At 73.3% G+C, this 18402-nt stretch carries 17 protein-coding genes; 9 read left to right on the top strand and 8 right to left on the bottom strand.

Features of this window, described 5'->3' with window-relative positions:
* The first annotated feature begins 17 nt into the window (after window positions 1-17).
* From ACIA8F_RS30340 to ACIA8F_RS30320, 5 genes are all read left to right on the top strand, one after another.
* Window positions 18-2042 (top strand): hypothetical protein, encoded by a 2025-nt coding sequence (locus tag ACIA8F_RS30340; protein ID WP_399383534.1) that lies wholly within the window; start codon window positions 18-20, stop codon window positions 2040-2042.
* Window positions 2043-2287: 245 nt separating this feature from the next.
* Window positions 2288-3802 carry a GT4 family glycosyltransferase PelF gene (gene pelF / locus ACIA8F_RS30335; RefSeq protein WP_399383532.1) on the top strand — a complete coding sequence of 505 codons (1515 nt, stop codon included), beginning with the start codon at window positions 2288-2290 and terminating at the stop codon, window positions 3800-3802.
* Complete coding sequence (locus ACIA8F_RS30330) at window positions 3799-5397, top strand: hypothetical protein (protein WP_399383531.1); 1599 nt, start codon at window positions 3799-3801, stop codon at window positions 5395-5397. Before pelF ends, ACIA8F_RS30330 begins: the two co-directional genes overlap by 4 nt.
* A 20-nt stretch (window positions 5398-5417) precedes the next feature.
* Window positions 5418-6113 (top strand): spherulation-specific family 4 protein, encoded by a 696-nt coding sequence (locus ACIA8F_RS30325; RefSeq protein WP_399383529.1) that lies wholly within the window; start codon window positions 5418-5420, stop codon window positions 6111-6113.
* Window positions 6110-6940, top strand: coding sequence for an endo alpha-1,4 polygalactosaminidase (locus tag ACIA8F_RS30320; RefSeq protein WP_399383527.1), 831 nt, complete (start codon window positions 6110-6112; stop codon window positions 6938-6940). Before ACIA8F_RS30325 ends, ACIA8F_RS30320 begins: the two co-directional genes overlap by 4 nt.
* Before the next feature lie 79 nt (window positions 6941-7019).
* Here the strand turns inward: ACIA8F_RS30320 and ACIA8F_RS30315 are convergent, their stop codons facing one another.
* The 5 genes from ACIA8F_RS30315 to ACIA8F_RS30295 all read right to left on the bottom strand — a co-directional run bounded on the left by ACIA8F_RS30315 (window position 7020) and on the right by ACIA8F_RS30295 (window position 13498).
* Entirely contained in the window at window positions 7020-8204 is a 1185-nt protein-coding gene (locus ACIA8F_RS30315) for a sensor histidine kinase (RefSeq protein WP_399383585.1), read from the bottom strand.
* 87 nt (window positions 8205-8291) lie between these two features.
* Entirely contained in the window at window positions 8292-9035 is a 744-nt protein-coding gene (locus ACIA8F_RS30310) for a hypothetical protein (RefSeq protein WP_399383526.1), read from the bottom strand.
* Window positions 9032-11005 (bottom strand): phosphatidylglycerol lysyltransferase domain-containing protein, encoded by a 1974-nt coding sequence (locus tag ACIA8F_RS30305; RefSeq protein ID WP_399383525.1) that lies wholly within the window; start codon window positions 11003-11005, stop codon window positions 9032-9034. The genes ACIA8F_RS30310 and ACIA8F_RS30305 overlap by 4 nt, the downstream gene beginning before the upstream one ends.
* Before the next feature lie 83 nt (window positions 11006-11088).
* Entirely contained in the window at window positions 11089-12150 is a 1062-nt protein-coding gene (cobT, locus tag ACIA8F_RS30300) for a nicotinate-nucleotide--dimethylbenzimidazole phosphoribosyltransferase (RefSeq protein WP_399383523.1), read from the bottom strand.
* A gap of 142 nt (window positions 12151-12292) precedes the next feature.
* Window positions 12293-13498 (bottom strand): bifunctional adenosylcobinamide kinase/adenosylcobinamide-phosphate guanylyltransferase, encoded by a 1206-nt coding sequence (locus ACIA8F_RS30295; protein ID WP_399383521.1) that lies wholly within the window; start codon window positions 13496-13498, stop codon window positions 12293-12295.
* A 104-nt stretch (window positions 13499-13602) separates the two neighbouring features.
* On the opposite strand from ACIA8F_RS30295, the gene ACIA8F_RS30290 reads away from it, so the two are divergent.
* A complete protein-coding gene (locus tag ACIA8F_RS30290; RefSeq protein WP_243330004.1) occupies window positions 13603-13815 on the top strand; it encodes a hypothetical protein in 213 nt (70 codons plus the stop codon).
* 112 nt (window positions 13816-13927) lie between these two features.
* Here the strand turns inward: ACIA8F_RS30290 and ACIA8F_RS30285 are convergent, their stop codons facing one another.
* Together ACIA8F_RS30285 and ACIA8F_RS30280 are read right to left on the bottom strand one after the other, a co-directional pair.
* Complete coding sequence (locus tag ACIA8F_RS30285) at window positions 13928-14686, bottom strand: class I SAM-dependent methyltransferase (RefSeq protein WP_399383584.1); 759 nt, start codon at window positions 14684-14686, stop codon at window positions 13928-13930.
* A gap of 53 nt (window positions 14687-14739) precedes the next feature.
* Complete coding sequence (locus ACIA8F_RS30280) at window positions 14740-15348, bottom strand: DUF3043 domain-containing protein (protein ID WP_383951033.1); 609 nt, start codon at window positions 15346-15348, stop codon at window positions 14740-14742.
* A gap of 233 nt (window positions 15349-15581) precedes the next feature.
* Between ACIA8F_RS30280 and ACIA8F_RS30275 the strand changes: the two genes are divergently transcribed.
* Together ACIA8F_RS30275 and ACIA8F_RS30270 are read left to right on the top strand one after the other, a co-directional pair.
* Entirely contained in the window at window positions 15582-16373 is a 792-nt protein-coding gene (locus ACIA8F_RS30275) for a PspA/IM30 family protein (RefSeq protein ID WP_399383519.1), read from the top strand.
* Between the two features lie 13 nt (window positions 16374-16386).
* On the top strand, window positions 16387-16665 hold the full coding sequence (locus tag ACIA8F_RS30270) for a hypothetical protein (protein WP_399383518.1): 279 nt from the start codon (window positions 16387-16389) through the stop codon (window positions 16663-16665).
* Between the two features lie 56 nt (window positions 16666-16721).
* On the opposite strand, the gene ACIA8F_RS30265 is transcribed toward ACIA8F_RS30270, so the two are convergent.
* Window positions 16722-17486 (bottom strand): hypothetical protein, encoded by a 765-nt coding sequence (locus ACIA8F_RS30265; protein WP_399383517.1) that lies wholly within the window; start codon window positions 17484-17486, stop codon window positions 16722-16724.
* A 70-nt stretch (window positions 17487-17556) separates the two neighbouring features.
* Between ACIA8F_RS30265 and ACIA8F_RS30260 the strand changes: the two genes are divergently transcribed.
* Window positions 17557-18378, top strand: a complete 822-nt coding sequence (locus tag ACIA8F_RS30260) for an adenosylcobinamide-GDP ribazoletransferase (protein WP_399383516.1) — start codon at window positions 17557-17559, stop codon at window positions 18376-18378.
* Window positions 18379-18402: the final 24 nt, after the last annotated feature.

The following is an 18402-nucleotide window of genomic DNA, read 5'->3' as shown; positions in this document are numbered from 1 at the left end:
CGGGGGGAAAGGCCGAAATGGTCCACAAGAACCGGATGAACAGGCTCGCCGCCGTCTGCCTCGCGGCCGCCATAGCATCCGTCGCAGTACCCGGAGCGTCCGCGCAGGCAGCGGTGACTCCGAGGATCGACCTGAGGGTGCTCGTCGTCGACGACGGCGGCAGCTCGGTCGAGGCGATCACCGCGGAACTCCGCGACACCGGCGTTCCGTACACCCGCGTCGACCTGGGCAGCGGCAGCCGCCCGGTCGTCAACGCGGCGTTCCTCGCCGACACGGTCGACGGCCGGCCGCGCGCCAAGTTCCAGGGCGTGGTGCTGCCGAACGAGAACCCCTTCGGAGCGGGTTCGGCCGAGATGGCCGCGCTCACCGCGTACGAAACGGCGTACGGGATCCGCCAGGTCGACGCGTACACCTGGGCGCACCCGGAAGTCGGCCTGGAGTACACCGACAACGGCGGCTACAGCGGCACCCTGGACGGCACGCAGGCGGCCGTCACCACGGCCGGCAAGGCCGGGCCCTTCGCCTACCTCGGGGGGCAGGTGGCCTTCGAGGACAACTCGCCGCTGATCCCCGAGAGCTACGGGTTCATGGCCAAGCCGCGCACCGGCTACACCAGTTACCTCGACGCCCCGGTCGGCTCCGGGCGGGCCTCGCTCGTCGGCGAGTACACCCACGACGGGCGCAGCGAACTGGTCGTCACCTTCGGCTACAACCAGTACCAGCAGCAGTTCCGGCTGCTGGCCCGCGGCATCGTCGAGTGGGTCACCCAGGGCGTCCACCTCGGCCAGGAGCGCAACTACTTCGCGGTCCACGTCGACGACGTCTTCGCCCCCGACGCCCGCTGGAGCAAGGAGCTCAACTGCACCCCGGGCGACTACGCCTGCGCCGGCGGCGAGGGCCAGGAGTCCACGATCCGGATGACGGCCGCCGACGCCCAGTACCTGGCGCAGTGGCAGACGTCCAAGAACTTCAAGCTCGACCTGCTCTTCAACGCGGGCGCGGGCGAGGAGTGGAAGGCGGAGAACGGCAACACCGACGCCCTGACCGCCCAGCTGGTCGCCGACCGGGCGAAGTACCGGTGGATGAACCACACCTACACCCACCCCTTCCTCGGCTGCGTCCAGGACACCACCACCACCCCGTGGACCTGCACGAAGAACAGCGCCGGCGCGATCAACTACATGAGCCGCGCCGAGATCTCGGCCCAGATCCGCGACAACAACAACTGGGCCGCCGCCAAGGGCATCACCACCGACCGCACCGAACTGGTCACCGGTGAGCACTCCGGCCTCAAGACCCTCCCGCAGCAGCCCCAGGACAACCCCAACCTGGCCGGTGCGCTCGCCGACAACGGCGTGAAGTGGGCGGGCAGCGACAACTCCCGCGAGCCCGTGCAGCGGCCCGTGGGCGCCGCACTGACCGTCCCCCGGTACCCGATGAACGTGTACTACAACACGGGCACCAACGCGGAGATGGCCGACGAGTACAACTGGATCTACACCAGCCGCGCCGACGGCGGCAGCGGCATCTGCGAGGACAACCCCGGCACCTCCACCTGCCTGCCGGCCCCGCTCGACGCCGCCACCGGCTACCTGGACTACATCGTCCCGGCCGAGGCCAGGACCGCCATGCGGCACGTCCTGAACAACGACCCGCGCCCGCACTACGTCCACCAGTCCAACCTCGCCGAGGACCGCACCCTCTACCCGGTGCTCAACCAGGTCATCGACGGCTACCGCACCCTCTACGCGCCCAGCGCGCCGCTCGTGAACCAGAGCATGAAGGACACCGGCGTCGAGCTCCAGCGCCGCGCCGCCTGGAACGCGGCGATCGCCGCCAACCAGGTCACCGCCTACCGCATCGGCAAGGACGTCACCGTCAAGGCGCCCTCCGGAGTCGTGGCCCCGCTCACCGCGCCCGCCGGCACCAAGAAGCAGCTCGTGCTGGGCACCGCCGACTACGGCACCGCCTACGCCGGCACCCGCTCGGCCTGGACGGCCCCCGAGCTGCTCCAGAGCGCCGTCACGCTGCACATGCCGTGACGCTCCGGCCGGTCTGACGCCCCACGGGATCCACGGGTTCCACCGGATCCATCGAATCCACGGGATCCATCGAATCCACGGGATCCACGGGATCCACCCGACCCACCGCTTCCACCCGCTCAACCGCTTCCACCTGCCCGGACGACCCCGGGCACGCACCAAGACAGCCACGCGTACCACCTAGCGCCGGCGCTCCGCGAACCACGGGCGCCGGCCCCTTTTCCGTCCTTGGGGGGACACACCACATGAGCCATGGGCGCCATGTCACCATGCTCACCGAAGGCACCTACCCGCACGTCCACGGGGGCGTCAGCACATGGTGCGACCAGCTGGTCCGCGGCATGCCGGAGGTCGACTTCAACGTCATAGCCCTGACCGGCTCCGGACGCGAGCCGGTCACCTGGGAACTGCCGCGCAATGTCTACCGCCACACCAGCGTTCCCCTCTGGGGCGCTCCGCCGGCCCGCAGACTCCGCTCCGGCCTGCGGGGCAAGGCCAAACGCGCCTTCGCCGAGACCTACGAGACCTTCCTGCTCTCCCTGCTCGACCCCGCGCACGGCGGATTCTCCGCATCCCTGCGCGAACTGGCCCTGCTGGCCCGCTCCGGGCGGCTCGCAGCGGCCCTGCGCTCCGAATCGGTCCTGCGCCTGCTGATGACCGTCTGGACCCGCCCCGGCCTGGCCACCGCCACCGCCGAGCCCACCATCCACGACGCGCTCACCGCCACCGACCTGCTGGAACACGCCCTGCGCCCGCTGTCCGTGCGGATCCCGCCCGACAGCGTCGCCCACGCCGTCAGCAGCGGACTGGCCACCCTCCCCGCGCTCGCCGCCAAGTACCTCGACAAGGTGCCCTTCCTCCTCACCGAGCACGGCATCTACCTCCGCGAGCGCTACCTCGGCTACCGCAGCGCCGAACAGCGCTGGCCCGTCAAGGCGCTCATGCTCGGCTTCTACCGCGAGCTCAACACCGAGGGCTACCGGCAGGCCGACCTGATCACCCCGTGCAACCAGTACAACCGCCGCTGGGAGGAGCGCGGGGGCGCCGACTCCGAGCGGATCCGCACCGTCTACAACGGCGTCGACCCGCACGCCTTCCCCGAGGCCGGCCCCGAACCCGAGGTCCCCACCCTCAGCTGGTGCGGCCGCATCGACCCCATCAAGGACCTCGAAACCCTGATCCGGGCCTACGCGTTCATGCGCGAGGAGCTCCCCGCCCTGCGGCTGCGCCTCTTCGGCCCGGTCCCGGCCGGCTGCGAGGACTACCAGGTGACGCTGGAGAAGCTCGCCGCCGAACTGGGCGTGAGCGACGGGATCTCCTACGAGGGCCGCATCGAGGACGTGGCCCGCGCCTACGGGGCCGGCTCGATCGTGATGCTCTCCTCCATCAGCGAGGGCTTCCCCTTCTCCATCATCGAGGCCATGTCCTGCGGCCGCACCACCGTCTCCACCGACGTGGGCGGGGTCCGCGAGGCCGTCGGCGACACCGGGCTCGTCGTCCCGCCGCGCGAGCCCGAGACCATGGCCCGCGCCACCCTCGCCCTGCTCCGCGACGACGAACGCCGCGCGGAACTGGGCCGGATGTCCCGCAAGCGGGTGGTGGAGAAGTTCACGCTCCACCAGTCCGTGGACGGCTTCCGCCACATCTACCGCGAGCTCGCCGGCCAGCCCGTCCTGCCCGTCCACGCGGGCGACGAGTGGACCCAGCGCCTCGCCGACCCCTGGTACAAGGAACTCGCCGCCGACGGGAGCCTGTGGTGAGCGGATCCCTCTGGATCAAGCCGCCCGGCCCCGACGGCGCCCGGGTGCCCGTCGCCCACGCCGCGGCCGCCGGGCGCGGCACGGCGCCCGCCGCCGAACCCGCCGACGCCCTGCCCGGCATTCCCCGGCCGCGCCGCGAAGGGCCGGCCGCCGACCCGATGGACGAACTCGCCGAACGCCTCGACGCGTTCATCGCCGCCGCCGTCCACCCCGACGAGATCGCCGCCGTCCTGGAATCCGACGGGATGACCGACGAGCACATCCGCCTCGCCTACGGGCGCCAGGACTCCTTCGGCCTCGCCGAGGAGCTCTACGCCCGGGTGCCCCGCTCCTTCCCGGATCCCGACGAGGTCCCCGACCCCTGGAAGGTGTCCCTCACCGCCTGCCTCCTGCGCGGGGTGATCTTCGCGCTGCCCGGGCTCGCCTACCTGCTCGGCGCGCCCCTGCTGGAGGGCCCCAAGGACCGGCTGGGGCTGCCCGCCGGGACACTCACCCTGCTCGCCGGGGCGCTCATCGGCTGGGTCTGGGACCAGACCCTGTCCCACCGGGCGTACTCCTGGCTCGGCCTCGGCGACCGGGCCGCCGCCGGGCGGACCCTGCTCGCCGGAGCCCCCGCGGGGGCCCTCCTGGGGACCGCCGCCGCGCTCGCGGTACCCGGCGGGCCCCCCTTCTCCTACGCCTTCGCCGCCGGTCAGGCCCTGTACGTCGGGGCCGCCACCGTGCTGCTCGTCCTCGGGCGGGAGCGGCTGCTGCTCGCCGCGCTCGCCCCGATGGCCGCCGGGGCGGTGCTGTCGCTCCTCGTGGAACTGCCCGTCCCGGTCCGGGTGTTCCTGCTCCTGGCCTCCCTCCTGGCCGCCTGCGCCCTGGCCGTACGGGAACTGCCGCTGGCCGACGGCGTACGGGCCCTCGTGCTCCGCGTCCGGCGCTGGACGGAGCACCGGCCGGGCGAACGGGGCCCGGTGCGCTGGCAGATGCTGCGCGGCGCCGAGGAGGAGTACGGGCCGCGCGGACCCCGGCTCGGGGACTCCGTCCCGTACGGGGTGTTCGGCCTGGGCACCGGCCTGCTCGTGCTGTACGCCGCCCTGGGGGAGGTGCTCGCCGGCGGCCCCGCCGAGGCGGTCGCGGCCCCCTCGGCGGTGGCGCTCACCCTCAGCATGGGCCCCGCCGAATGGCTCCTCCACCGGTTCCGCAGCGGCAGCCTCGCCGGGCTAAGGGCGGCCCGCTCGCCCCGGCAGTTCTGGCTGCGGATGCTCTCCACCCTCGCCCGGTGCCTCGCCGCCTACCTGGCGGTGCTGCTGGCCCTCGGCCTCACCGGAACCCTGCTCTGGCCCGGCGCACCCGGCCTGACCGGGGTCCGGGTCGCCACCCTGCTGCTGCTCGGCGCCGTGATGTGGACCGGACTGCTCCTGCAGTCCTTCGGGGCGGTCCGGCCCGCCGCCGTGGTCTGCGCCTCGGCGGCCGTCGCGCAGAGCCTGGCCCTGCTCCTGGGCCTGGGCCAGCCGCGGGCCGTGCAACTGGCCGTCGCCGGGGTCGCCGCGCTCGCGCTGGGCACCCTGGTCTGCCTGCTCCTCGGCCGCGCCACGGCCCACCGCTGAGGCTCCCGCCGCTCCTGACGATGCACGTGACCCCGTACGAGAAGAAGGACCTCATGCTCCTGGTGCCCCTCTACGAGCACCCCGCCGACCGCCCCGAGTACTGGGAGCGGCTCATCAGCTCCGCGGGCCGGCTGCACTCCGTCGTGCTCAACCCCGCCAGCGGTCCCGGCGAGGCCCCCGACGAGCGGTTCGCCGCCGTCGCGCAGCGGCTGCGCGCGGCCGGAGTGCCCGTCCTCGGGTACGCCGACACCGACTACGGGCGCCGCCCGCACGCCGCCGTGGTCCAGGACCTGCTGCGCCACCGCGACTGGTACGACACCGACGGGACCTTCCTGGACCAGGCTGCGTCCGGGCCCGAGTTCCTGCCGCACTACGGGCGGCTCGCCGTCGCGGCGCGGGCCGCCGGGGCCCGTACCGTCGTCCTCAACCACGGAGTGCACCCGCACCCCGGCTACGCCGAACTCGCCGACCTGCTCGTCACCTTCGAAGGCCCCTGGGACGCCTACCGGGACGCGGCCGCCGTTCCCCCGTGGACGGCGGACCACCCCGCCCACCGGTTCTGCCACCTCGTCTACGCCGTCCCGCCGGGCGCCCCGGCCGCCGAACTCGCCGAGCGGCTGGCGGCCCAGCGGGGGGCGGGGGTGCACTGCGCGGTCCCGGGAACCGGCGCACACCCGTGGGGGACCCTGCCCCACGCCCTGGAGGCCGCCGGATGAGACGCCCGCCCACCCGCCGCCTGCTGCTGGTCCTCGTACCCCTGCTGCTGCTCGCGGCGTGCACCTCCGGCCCCGGACCGGACGACGAGGACCGGCCCGACGACCTCTCGCCCGCCCCCGCGCCGGGGGAGCGCTGGCAGCCCGCGCCCGGGGTCAGCTGGCAGTGGCAGCTCACCGGGAAGCTCGACACCTCGGTCAAGGCGGCGGTCTACGACGTCGACGGGTTCACCACCACCAAGGAGCAGGTCGCCGAGCTGAAGGCGGCAGGCCGGCGGACCATCTGCTACCTCTCCACCGGCGCCTGGGAGGACTTCCGGCCGGACGCCGGGTCCTTCCCGGCCTCGATGCGCGGGCAGGGCAACGGCTGGGAGGGCGAGCGCTGGCTCGACATCCGGCGGCGCGCGGAACTGGAACCGCTGATCGCCAAGCGGTTCGACATGTGCCGGGACAAGGGCTTCGACGCGGTGGAGCCGGACAACATGGACGCCTACCGCAACACGTCCGGCTTCCCCCTGACCGCCCAGGACCAGTTGGACTACAACCGGCTGATCGTGCGGCTCGCGCACGACCGCGGGCTGTCGGTCGGACTGAAGAACGACCTGGACCAGATCCCGGAACTGGTGGGGGACTTCGACTTCGCGGTCAACGAGCAGTGCGCCCAGTACGACGAGTGCGAGCGGCTGACGCCGTTCATCGCTGCCGGGAAGGCGGTCTTCCACGTGGAGTACGAGCTCCCGGCGAGCCGGTTCTGCGCGCGTGCGCGTGCGCTGGGGCTGAGCTCGCTGGAGAAGAAGCCCGAACTGGGGGCCTGGCGCCGCTCCTGCTGACCTCCCGGGAAACCCGGCTCCGCCGGGCACCGGGCTCTGCCCGGACCCGCGCCTCAAGCGCCGGCGAGGCTGAAATTGCTCAGCCCGCCGGGAGGATCGCGTGCACCCGGTAGCCGCCCCCGAAACGGGGTCCGGCGAAGCAGGAGCCGCCCAGGGCCACGGCCCGCTCGCGCATGCCGAGCAGGCCGTGCCCGCCGCCGGGGTCGCGGGGCTCCGGCGAGGGGTCCGCCGCGGAGCCGCCGTCGTCCAGCACGGTCACCTCCACCGAGCCGCCCACCCGCACCACGCTGACCTCGGCGCCGGCCCCCGGACCCGCGTGCTTGCGGACGTTGGTCAGCGCCTCCTGGATCACCCGGTACGCCGCCAGGTCCACGGCGGCGGGCAGCGGAACCGCGGCCGCCGGGCCCAGCTGGACCATCACCTTCACCGGGAGCCCGGCGTTGCGGAAGGTGTCCACCAGGTCGTCGAGGACGGCCAGGCCGGGCGCCGGTTCGGTCGGCGCCTCCGGGTCCCCGGACTGGCGCAGCAGACCCACGGTCGCCCGCAGCTCGTTCAGCGCCGAACGGCTGGCGTCCCGTACGTGCGCCAGCGCCTCCTTGGCCTGGTCCGGGCGCTTGTCCATGACGTGCGCGGCCACCCCGGCCTGCACGTTGACCAGGGCGATGTGATGGGCCACCACGTCGTGGAGGTCCCGGGCGATCCGCAGCCGCTCCTCGGCGACCCGGCGCCGGGCCTCCTCCTCACGGGTCCGCTCGGCGCGCTCCGCCCGCTCCTGGATGGCATCGATGAAGGCCCGCCTGCTGCGCACCGCGTCCCCGGCGGCGGCGGCCATGCCGGTCCAGGCGAAGATGCCGAGGTTCTCCTGCGCGTACCAGGGCAGCGGCCCGGCGAGCATGGCCACGCCCGTCAGCCCGGCCATGGTGAGCAGGCCGAGCCGCCAGGTGGTGGGCCGGTCGGTCCGGGCGGCCACCGTGTACAGGGCGATCACCGTGCACATGGCGACGGGCGCCCGCGGTTCCCCGGTGGTCAGTTCCAGCAGCGAGAGCCCGACGGTCACGGCCAGCACGGTGCGCGGGCGCCGGCGCCGCAGCACTAGGGCGGCCGCGCCGAGCACCATGAGGACGAGCGAGAACGGCTCGGGGGTACGGGTCCCGAAGGTCGGTTGCCCGTGCGCCCCATGCGGGTCCGCGAAGGATCCGACGACCATGGCGACGAGCGCCCCGAGCGCCAGTACGGCGTCGGTGGCCAGCGGATGGTCCCGCATCCACTGCCGCGTCGGGGCGAGCGGCCCGAGGTGTGTCGTCACCCCGATACGGTACGGCCCCGCGCGCGCTCCCGGCCCCGCGCGTGCTCAGACCCGGGGCGGCGGCACGGGAGGCGTCCCGGGCGGGACCGGAGGCGGTCCGGCGGCCGGGGGCCGTCCCAGCGGGGCGCGGGAACGTTCCGGCCCCCACTTGGCGCGGACCAGACAGATCAGCATCACCGAGGCGATGGCGGCCAGGTGTTCCTTGCCCGCCAGGTTGTCCTTGAAGAGCAGCTCGCCGATCATCACCAGGATCACCAGGGAGCCGGTCAGGTACGCCCGGTAGCGCCAGCAGACGTACACGGCCAGCCCGACCACCGCCGCCGAGGGCCCCGTGTCGTTGACGATCTTGTCCGACACGGGCAGGCCGAAGGGGTGGTCCGGACCGAGCGAGAGCCCGATCCGCGCGTACGTGGTCCCGGCCAGGGTGGCCACGTAGCCGATGACCAGCGTGCGCCACCAGCCGATGCAGATCTCCGAGATCCCGAAGACGAGCAGGATCTGCGCGAGCGCCCCCCACACCGGCAGGTCCAGTGCGGGGACGAACAGCGACAGCGGGGTCCGCAGCAGGGCCAGCCAGAGCGGGTCCACGGCCTTGACCGACCCGAGGTCCTGCACCGGCTGGAAGCCCCATGACGTCTGCTGCACGATCTGGAAGACGGCGGTCAGGCAGACCGCGCCGAGGGTCATCGGGATCGCCCGCCATCCGTGGCGGACGAGCGCGTCCCGGACCGTCCGGTACAGGGGCCCCCACTCGCGGCGGGCGAACCGCCGCAGTGAGGCAGTGGTCAACGCTTGCTCTCCAGATGTCTGCGGTGCATCCACTTCGGCAGCCCGGGTGCTTCCAGGAAGCCCTCGGCCCGGCCCGCCGCGATGCCGATCCGCAGCAGGTCCGAACTCTTCTCGAAGAGCATGAACCGCGGTTCCCAGATCGGCCGGTATTTGGCGTTGGCCCGGTAGAGGGACTCGATCTGCCACCAGCGCGAGAAGAAGCTCAGCAGCGAGCGCCACAGACGCAGCACCGGACCGGCGCCGAGCTTCGACCCGCGCTCGAAGACGGAACGGAACATCGCGAAGTTCAGTGAGACCTGTGTGACCCCGATCTCCTTTGACCGCTCCAGGAGTTCGATGACCATGAACTCCATCAGGCCGTTCTCGGAATCCCGGTCGCGGCGCATCAGGTCCAGCGACAGCCCCTTGGGTCCCCAGGGCACGAAGGACAGCACGGCGCGCAGCTCGCCCGCGCCGTCGAAGCACTCCAGCATCACGCACTGGCCGTCGCCGGGATCGCCCAGCCGGCCCAGTGCCATGGAGAAGCCGCGCTCGGTCGCGCCGTCGCGCCAGTCGTCGGCGCGCAGCAGGAGTACGTCCATCTCCTCGGCCGGGATGTCGGCGTGGCGGCGGATGCGGACGGTGTACCCGGCGCGCTTGACCCGGTTGTAGGCCTGGCGGACGGTGCGCATGGCGCGGCCCTCCAGGGTGAACTCGTCGGTCTCGACGATGGCCTCGTCGCCCAGCTCCAGCGCGTCCAGTCCGTGCCGGGCGTAGATCTGCCCGGCCTCCTCGCTCGCGCCCATCACGGCGGGCACCCAGCCGTGCTCGCGGGCCTCGGCCAGCCAGGGGTCGATGGCGCCGGGCCAGGCCTCGGGGTCGCCGATCGGGTCGCCGGAGGCCAGCGAGACCCCGCCGACGACGCGGTAGGTGACCGCGGCCTTGCCGGTGGGGGACCAGATGACGGACTTCTCGCGGCGCAGCGCGAAGTAGCCCAGCGAGTCGCGGTCACCGTGCCGGGCGAGCAGCAGGCGCAGCTTCTCCTCGTCCTCCTCGCCGAGCGGGTCCACGGCGCGGCGCGAGCGGAAGGCCGCGAACAGGACGGCGAGCAGCAGCAGCGTGGACATGACGTTGATCGCCACGTCCACCCAGCCCGGGGTGGTGATCGTGTTGTAGGCCTTGTCGTCCGGCGCCAGGGTGACCAGCCGCATCACGCCGTACCGCCAGCGGGCCAGGAAGGTGGCGTCCGCGGCGTCCGGGTCGGTGTTGGTCGCGCCGACCAGCAGGGCGGCGACCAGCGAGGTCACCAGCAGGCCGACGGAGGCGACCAGGCTGGCCAGCAGCGGGTTGGAGCGGTCGCCCTTGGCGTAGAACTCCCGGCGGCCCAGCAGCAGGGCGCCGACGAAGAGCGCGGTCAGCCCGAAGGCCACCCAGTTCTGCGGGTGCCCGCGGAACTCCGGGTAGCAGAACTCGTACCCGCTACCCGAGCACGGGGTGAAGGAGGCGACGGCGGCCATCGTGAAGGCCGCCAGCAGCAGCCCGCTGAGCACCAGGTTCAGGATCCAGGCCGCGCGCTTGCGGCGGCCCATGGTGACGGTGAGCAGCAGCGAGAACGCCGCGGAGGCGAAGCCCGCCGTGAGCAGGTACGGGGTGTAGAAATCGGCGGTGCTGTGCCGGCGCAGGTCCTGGCCGAGCGAGAACCACACCGCACTGAGCAGGTTGACGAAGGTGACGGCGCGCAGGTACCACACCGCGAAGGTGGCGCTGCGGCGCGAGCGGACGCTCCCGCGGCCGTTCTCCCGGCCGGGGGGCGCGGCCCCCTGGCCGTTGCCCTGGCCGCTTCCCTGGCCGCCGGCCTGGGCGTTCGCCGGAGTGCTCGCCGGGGCGTTCCCCCGCCCGCCCCCCTGACTGTTTCTGCCGTTCGCATCCCCACCGGTTCCGCGGTCGGTCTTCCGATCGGTCTCTGCGCTGGTCAAACGGACCTCTCCCATAAAAAGCGATGATATGGGGCATCGCGGTCCGTGCTGGGGTCCCTGAGGGCCGCGGCCTGGTCAGGACCGCGGGCCCCGGTGACTCATTCGGTCGGCTCGGCCGCTCGCTCGGGAAGTTCCGCCGCGAGTGCGGCGGCCGCCTGGACGAGGGGGAGAGCCAGCAGCGCCCCGGTTCCTTCTCCCACAGTGACGCCGTGGTCGAGCACGGGGTTGAGTGCCATCCGGTCCAGTGCCTTCGCCTGGCCGGGCTCCCCGCTGGCCTGTCCGGCCAGCCACCAGTCCGGAGCACGGAAGGCGGCCCGCTGGGCCACCAGACCGCAGGCCGCCGAGACGACCCCGTCCAGGATCACGGGCGTGCGGCGGACCGCGCACTGGAGCAGGAAACCGGTGATCGCCGCGACGTCGGCGCCGCCGACGGCGGCGAGCAGCGCGACCTGATCGCCGAGGACGGGCCGGGCGCGTCGCAGCGCGTCGCGGATCGCCGCGCACTTGCGCATCCAGGTCAGGTCGTCGATCGGCATGCCGCCGCGGCCGGTGACCACGGAGGCGTCGGTGCCGCACAGGGCGGCGACGAGGGTCGCGGCGACGGTGGTCCCGCCGACGCTCAGGTCGCCGAGGACGACCAGGTCGGTCCCGGAGTCGGCCTCCTCGTCGGCGATCTGGATCCCGAGGGCCAGCGCGGCCCGGGCCTCCTCGATCGTCAGCGCGTCCTCCACGTCGATCCGCCCGCTGCCGCGCCGGACGCGGTGCTTGGTGATCTCCTGGGGCAGCAGGTCGAGATGGCAGTCCAGCCCGGCGTCCACGATCCGTACGGAGGCACCGAGCCGCCCGGCCAGGACCGCCACCGGGCTCCGCCCGTCCAGGACGGCCCGCACCAGCTCGTGGGCGCTGCCGGCGGGGCGCACGGAGACCCCCTCGGAGGCGATTCCGTGGTCGGCGGCGAACAGGACGACGCGGGGCCGCTCGATCGGCTTGACCGGCACCCGCCCCTGGGCTGCGGCGAGCCACTCGGCGAGTTCGTCGAGCCGCCCCAGCGCCCCGACCGGCACGGCCAGCCGTTCACGGCGTTCCTCGGCGTCACGACGGACGCCCCCGTCGGGGCGCTCGATCAGATCGGAGAAGTCGTCGAGATTCAGCGTGGTCATTTGCCAGAGGGTACAGCGGAGCCCTGCGCGTCCCGAACGGTCCTCACACCCCGGGGCGTTGCCGTCGCCGGGCGGCGCTGCGTGCGGCGCGCCGGCGGGCCCCGCCCCGTGCGGGGACCCGGGTGCGGAGCCCCACGCGCGGCTATTGCTTCAGGGTCAGTGCCTGCCCCGCCACCACCAGGAGGACGTGCTCGCACTCCCCGGCGACCCCCGCGTTCAGCCGCCCCAGCTCGTCGCGGAACCGCCGCCCCGAGGCCGTCGCGGGAACGACCCCGGAGCCGACCTCGTTGCTGACCAGCACCACCTGCCGACGGGTGGCCCGGACCGCCGCCACCAGTTCACCGACGCGCGCCGCCAGCTCCTTGCTCCCCCCGCCCGCCCAGACGGAGTCGTCCCACGCACCGGCCCGGTCCATGGCGTCCGTGAGCCACAGCGCCAGGCAGTCGATGAGCAGCGCCGGCCCCTCCTGAGCCAGCAGCGGCACCAGATCGCAGGTCTCCTCCGTCCGCCAGGACGCGGCCCGGCGCTCGCGGTGGAGCCCGACCCGCGCCGCCCAGTCCGCGTCGCCCTCGCGGGTGCCGCCCGTGGCCACGTAGACCACCTCCGGGTAGCCGGTCAGCCGGCGCTCGGCCTCGTACGACTTGCCCGAGCGGGCCCCGCCCAGGACCAGGGTCCGCCGCGGCACCTCGGGCGCCGGCCGGTACTCCCCGGCGGCCACCGTGGTCCCGTCCGGCACCGTCCGCGCGCCCGCGGCCGCGCACCGGCGCTCCAGTTCCGCACCCGGCGGGGTGTCGTGGTCCAGGTGGACGGCGATCACGTCCGTCGCCGGGCCCACCGCCCCGCTGGCCCGCAGCCGCGCCAGCGCCTCCGGCCGGCCGAGCACGTCCGCGAGGACCACGTCGTACGGGCGCCGCCCGCTGGTGCCCGAGGTCCCGGCCGGGGCCCCGCCCGGCGGCAGGTACAGCATCCGGGCACCGTCCGGCCCGGTCACCTCGTACCCGGTGCCCGGCGCGTCCATCGGCACGGCCCGCACCCGGTGCCCGGAGATCACCGCGAGCTCCCGCCCGTCCGGCACCCGCCCGGCGGCCGGCAGCCCCGGCGGCAGCTCCACGGGCGGACCGTCGTGCGGGTGCGTCAGCAGGACCTGCCGTACGGCGGCCAGCGAATGCCCCGCCCGGGCGCCCGCGAGCACCGCCCCGGGGGTCAGGTCCAGCAGCAGCGCCCCGTCCACGAGCACGGAGGTGGCGGCCCGCGCCCGGGGCCCCACGGAGAGCGCGCACGCGGCGCAGGGACAGCCGGGGCGGGGCAGTCCTTCGGGTGTGCCGGTGCCGAGCAGAGTGAGTTCCACAGGATGATCCTCCCGCGTCGCCGGGACTGCTGCGCGCCCGGTTAGTCTGCGGGCACACTCAAGGCGAGAAGCGTGTGAGAAGCGGACGAGCAACGGAGGCGGACATGGCGTGGACGTGGCGGTTCGAGACGGCCGACGGCAGTGAGACGAGCCCGTCGGTGGTGCCGGAGGAGTTCACCACGCAGGGGGACGCAGAATCCTGGATCGGCGAGTACTGGAAGGACCTGCTGGAAGGCGGCACCGAACAGGTGAAGCTGTCCGACGACAGCGGGGTCCAGCTCTACACGATGAGCCTGCGCGAGGCCGCGGAGCTCTGACCGGAGCCGGCAGGCGCGGCCGGTTCTGACCGTTTCCGGCCGGACGCGCGAGAGCCCGGACCCCCTCGGGGGTCCGGGCTCCGTCGTGCGAAGGGGGCGCTGGCGCGGGCGCTCAGCCCCGTACACCGCACAGGTGCAGCAGCGCGGCGACCCCGCGATAGGGGTCGGTCCGCCCGGCCCGGTCCTCGGCGGCGAGCAGCCGCTCCAGTTCCGCGTCCGCGGGCAGCTTGTCCGAGGCCTCGGTGCCGTCGGTGAACACGCGGACGCCGTACCAGGTCTGCAGCGGGGCGCCGATCCCGGACAGGGTCGCGGTCAGCGTGGCCAGCCGGTCGGCCCGCACGTCCAGGCCCAGCCGGTTCGTGTAGTCGACGCCCTCGAAGGCGGCCAGCGCGCCCGTCCAGTCGCCGTGCAGGCCCGGCCGCATGGCCAGGGCGTCGCCGTTGCGCACCAGCAGGGACAGCAGCCCGCCGGGGGCCAGCATCCGGGCGAGCCCGGCGAGCATGGCGTCCGGCTCGGGCACGTACATGAGGACCCCGTGGCAGAGCACGACGTCGAAGCTGCCCGGCAGGAAGTGCGCGCCGGTCTCGCGGCCGTCGCCCTCCATGAGGCGGACGCGGTCCTGGATCCCGGGGGGCTCGGCGGCCAGCACCTCACGGGCGACGGCCAGCATCTCCCGGTCCTGCTCCAGCCCGGTCACCATGTGCCCGGCGCGGGCCAGGCGCAGCGCCTGCGTGCCCTGGCCCATGCCGACGTCGAGGACGCGCAGCCGCTGGCCCACGGGGAAGCGGTGCGCGATCTGCTCGTCCACCTGACGGCCGACGAGCTCCTGGCGTACCGCGTTGCGGAGCCCGCCCAGGCCTTCCAGCCACAGCCGGGCCCCGTCCGCGAAGCCACCCCCGCCGAACGCTCCGGGCGTTCCTCCGCTCAGGGCCGTTCCCCGCGCTTGACCTGCGGCTTCGGCAGACGCAGCCGGCGCATCTGGAGGGTGCGCATCAGGCCGTACGCGACTGCGCCGCGCTTGGGCTCGTCCGGGAAGCGCTGGTTCAGGGCCTTGCGCAGGCGGATGAACATGCCGACGGAGTCGACGAGGATCAGCGCGATCACGCCGAGCCACAGCAGCAGCGCGATGTTCTGGATGGACGGCACCCGCACCATGCTCAGCACCAGGATGATCACGGCCAGCGGCAGGAACATCTCGGCGACGGAGAAGCGGGAGTCGACGAAGTCGCGCACGTAACGCCGCACGGGACCCTTGTCGCGGTTGGGCAGATAACGCTCGTCGCCATTGGCGAGGGCCTCGCGCTGCTTGGTCATCTCGACCCGGCGGCGCTCACGAGCTCGCTTGGCATCCTCCTTGCGGTTGCCGGTCGAGGCCACCACGGCCTTGCGCTGCGACTGGGCCACAGCACGCTTCGGCGTCGGGCGGCCCTTCGGGGCCTGAGGGTCACGGGACTGCGAGAGGTCGGCGCTCACCTTGTCGGTGGCGGCGTCCTTCTCTTCCTTGGAGGATCGGCTACCAAACACAAAACCCAAGGGTACGTGGTTGCGGGCACGGGCCCCATCCCGGCGGGGAACGATCCGGCAACGGCGGGCGTCCTTCCTGAGGGAAGCACCTACTCCTTACGCCTGACACGGCGGACGGGCACTCGTCCTGGAGGAGGAGCGCATCCCCGCCCGAACAGTGCGGTAATAGAGGCAGGGCCCGTACTGTGGGTCTTGTTGGTGACCAGCAGCGAAGTCCGTCTAGAAGGGGGCGCGCGAAGCCCATGAGCGGTGTCATGAAGCGTATGGGGATGATCTTCCGCGCGAAGGCGAACAAGGCCCTGGACCGGGCCGAGGACCCGCGCGAAACCCTCGACTACTCGTACCAGAAGCAGCTCGAGCTGCTTCAGAAGGTGCGCCGCGGCGTCGCCGACGTGGCGACCTCCCGCAAGCGGCTGGAACTGCAGCTCAACCAGCTCCAGGGCCAGTCCAGCAAGCTGGAGGACCAGGGCCGCAAGGCGCTGGCCCTGGGCCGCGAGGACCTGGCCCGCGAGGCCCTGTCCCGCCGCGCCTCGCTGCAGCAGCAGGTCAGCGACCTGGAGGTGCAGCACCAGACCCTCCAGGGCGAGGAGGAGAAGCTGACCCTCGCCGCCCAGCGGCTCCAGGCCAAGGTGGACGCCTTCCGCACGAAGAAGGAGACCATCAAGGCCACGTACACGGCCGCCCAGGCGCAGACGCGGATCGCCGAGTCCTTCTCCGGCATCTCCGAGGAGATGAGCGACGTCGGCCTCGCCATCCAGCGGGCCGAGGACAAGACGGCGCAGCTCCAGGCCCGGGCCGGCGCGATCGACGAGCTGCTCGCCTCCGGCGCGCTCAGCGACGCGAGCGGGCTCGCCAAGGACGACCTCCAGGCAGAGCTGGACCGCATCTCGGGCGGTTCGGACGTGGAGCTGGAACTCCAGCGCATGAAGGCCGAGCTGGCGGGCGGCCCGTCCGCCCAGCAGCAGGCCCTCGAGGGCGGCGCCCCGGGCGCCGGCCAGCAGCCGCAGACCCAGCACCGGTTCGACAAGCAGTAGGACGGGGCCCGTCATGATTGTCCGCATCATGGGGGAAGGTCAGGTGGAGCTGGCTGACAGCCACTTCACCGAGCTCAACAAGCTGGACGACGTCCTGCTCGCCGAGATGGAGCGCGGTGACGAGGAGGGCTTCCGGCGGACGCTGGGCGAGCTCCTCGACGCCGTGCGGCGGCTCGGCGAGCCGCTGCCCGACGAGACGCTGGAGCCGTCCGAGCTGATCCTGCCCGCCCCGGACGCCTCGCTGGCCGAGGTGCGGGAGATGCTCAGCGACGACGGGCTCATCCCGGGCTGACCGGGCGCAGACGCACGGAGAAGGGCCCGTCCCCCTGGGGGACGGGCCCTTCTCCGTCAGTGCGCCTCCTTCTCGGAAGGGCGTTCCCGGTCCGGGGCCCCGCCGATGAAGTTCTCGAACTTGCGCCGCGGCGAAGCCCACCGGCGGTCGTGGTGGAAGGCGCGCAGCTGGGCTTTGGCGCGGGCCCTCGGCCGGTTCGCGTAGAACTTCTTCGCGTACGGGGAACCGGGCCGGGCGAGCCGGATCGCGCCGATCAGCGCGACGAAGGGGATGACCGTGCCGAAGAACGCGGTGCGGGCCTTGCCCTTCCACAGGGCGATCAGCGCGAGGAAGAAGTTGGTGGCCGTGTTCATGGCGACCAGGCCGCGGTTGTGCCGCTCGTCGTGGGTGAGGTCGTTGACCCCGAACGGCAGGAACCCGCCCAGCACCAGTGCCACGATCGCCGCGGTCAGGACCACGATCTCCACGCTCTTGCGGCCCTGCTCGCTCCAGTAGACGTCGTCCAGGTGCAGGATCAGCGCGAATTCGTCCAGCACCAGCCCCGCCCCGAGCCCGAAGATCACGGCCGACAGTCCCGCCCCGAAGCTGTGCCGGGCGCTCCCGATCGCCCCGAAGCCGCCGATGATCACGAGGACCACGCCCGGGACCACGTGGTGGATGTGCATCCCGCCCGGAGTGACGTTCTTGAAGGGCCCCCGCCCCGCCCGGATCATCCGGGTGATCATGCGGGTGACCAGGAAGGACAGGACGAAGGAGAGCAGCGCGAGGAGCAGCGGGAGCTTCCCCGGCTCCACGATGTTGCGATACCACCAGTGACCCATGCCACCACCTCCCGATTTGGGGCGTATGGGGTAACTTACCGGTCTCGTCGAGCGGGTAGCGTTCGCGCCGATGACAGATTCGTACGACGGCCCGTCCCCGACGCCGCCCCCCGAGCGCGCCTCGCTGCTCGACGGGGTCCGCTTCGCCTTCGGCACGCTCACCGTGCTGCCCACCCGCATCACCCGCTGGGACCGGCCCGCCGCCCGCACCGGGATGGCCTGCGCCCCGCTCGCCGGGCTCGTCGTGGGGCTCCTCGCGGCCGCGCCCGGCGTGCTCCTGCTGCTGGGCGGCGGCGGTCCGCTGCTCGCCGCCGCCGTCACCGTCGCCGTACCGGCGGCCCTGACCCGCGCCCTGCACCTGGACGGCCTCGCCGACACGGTGGACGGACTGGGCAGCGCCAAGCCGGCCGACGCCGCGCTGCGCATCATGAAGCAGTCCGACATCGGCCCCTTCGGGGTGGTGGCGCTGGTGTTCGTGCTGCTGGTCCAGGTCGCGGCGCTCGCCGACGTGTACGCCGACAGCTGGATCCGGGGCGCCCTGGCCGCCGTGGTCGCCGCCGTCACCGCCCGCCTCGCCATGACCCTGGCCTCCCGCGACGGGGTCCCCCCGGCCCGCCCCGAGGGGCTGGGCGCGGCCGTCGCCGGAGTCGTCCCCCGCGAGGCGGCCGCCTCGGTCGCCGGGCTCGTGGTGGTCCTCGCGGCCGCCGTCGCCCTGCCGCTGGGCCTGCCGGCCGCCGCGCAGCACGCGGTGGCCGTCCTGGCCGGCCTGCTGGCGGCCGAAGCCCTGCTCCGCCGCTGCGTGCACCGCTTCGACGGGGTCACCGGCGACGTGTTCGGAGCCCTGGCCGAGGTCTCGGCGACGACGGCCCTGGTCGTACTGGCCCTGGGCTGAGGCGCCTTCCCGGCGAGCTCCGGC

The sequence above is a fragment of the Streptomyces sp. NPDC051563 genome (assembly GCF_044454225.1).
Lineage (GTDB): Bacteria > Actinomycetota > Actinomycetes > Streptomycetales > Streptomycetaceae > Streptomyces.
The sequence above is the reverse complement of the archived record's forward strand: the minus strand, read 5'-3'. Positions and strand labels throughout refer to the sequence as shown.

Coding starts and splice junctions, on each gene's coding strand:
- ACIA8F_RS30320 (WP_399383527.1), top strand. CDS start 6,110: ATGAGACGCCCGCCCACCCGCCGCCTGCTGCTGGTCCTCGTACCCCTG.
- ACIA8F_RS30305 (WP_399383525.1), bottom strand. CDS start 11,005: ATGGGAGAGGTCCGTTTGACCAGCGCAGAGACCGATCGGAAGACCGAC.
- ACIA8F_RS30325 (WP_399383529.1), top strand. CDS start 5,418: ATGCACGTGACCCCGTACGAGAAGAAGGACCTCATGCTCCTGGTGCCC.
- ACIA8F_RS30315 (WP_399383585.1), bottom strand. CDS start 8,204: ATGCGGGACCATCCGCTGGCCACCGACGCCGTACTGGCGCTCGGGGCG.
- ACIA8F_RS30270 (WP_399383518.1), top strand. CDS start 16,387: ATGATTGTCCGCATCATGGGGGAAGGTCAGGTGGAGCTGGCTGACAGC.
- pelF (WP_399383532.1), top strand. CDS start 2,288: ATGAGCCATGGGCGCCATGTCACCATGCTCACCGAAGGCACCTACCCG.
- cobT (WP_399383523.1), bottom strand. CDS start 12,150: ATGACCACGCTGAATCTCGACGACTTCTCCGATCTGATCGAGCGCCCC.
- ACIA8F_RS30260 (WP_399383516.1), top strand. CDS start 17,557: ATGACAGATTCGTACGACGGCCCGTCCCCGACGCCGCCCCCCGAGCGC.
- ACIA8F_RS30340 (WP_399383534.1), top strand. CDS start 18: ATGGTCCACAAGAACCGGATGAACAGGCTCGCCGCCGTCTGCCTCGCG.
- ACIA8F_RS30290 (WP_243330004.1), top strand. CDS start 13,603: ATGGCGTGGACGTGGCGGTTCGAGACGGCCGACGGCAGTGAGACGAGC.
- ACIA8F_RS30265 (WP_399383517.1), bottom strand. CDS start 17,486: ATGGGTCACTGGTGGTATCGCAACATCGTGGAGCCGGGGAAGCTCCCG.
- ACIA8F_RS30275 (WP_399383519.1), top strand. CDS start 15,582: ATGAGCGGTGTCATGAAGCGTATGGGGATGATCTTCCGCGCGAAGGCG.